Origin of the sequence: Rhodovulum viride (genome assembly GCF_003265965.1) — a bacterium.
Lineage (GTDB): Bacteria > Pseudomonadota > Alphaproteobacteria > Rhodobacterales > Rhodobacteraceae > Rhodovulum > Rhodovulum kholense.
Window position 1 is genome coordinate 1 of the sequence record NZ_MUAV01000225.1, and the last position, 346, is coordinate 346.

General features: G+C 65.9%; 1 pseudogene. It reads right to left on the bottom strand.

Annotation, left to right across the window (positions count from 1 at the left end):
- Positions 1–54: 54 nt before the first annotated feature.
- Positions 55–346: pseudogene (locus BYZ73_RS21960) on the bottom strand (IS5/IS1182 family transposase); the annotation flags it as partial.

The following is a 346-nucleotide window of genomic DNA, read 5'->3' on the forward strand; positions in this document are numbered from 1 at the left end:
GGCGCTGTTGCGCAAATCAGCTGACGACCGCAGTTCCCCTTTCCCCGGACACACTTATCCCATGGCCACGGTGAGCGGGATGCCGAGCGCCGTGAAGCGGTTGAGGACCGCCGCCCGGATCTGGACTTCGGCAACCTGGCGGTCGAAGTCCCGTGACATCAGCCTCTGGCCGAGCAGTTTCACGCAGTTCGTTTTCGTTTCGACCCTGCTCCGGCGGTGGGACCCGCTCCAATTCCGCCAGAGTGCCCGGCCGAGGGGCTTCGATGCTCGCAGGATCTCGTTTCGTGCGCGGGCTCCGGCGCTGTCCCGCTTCCATGGCCTGGCGTTGCGGCGCGGCGGAATGATT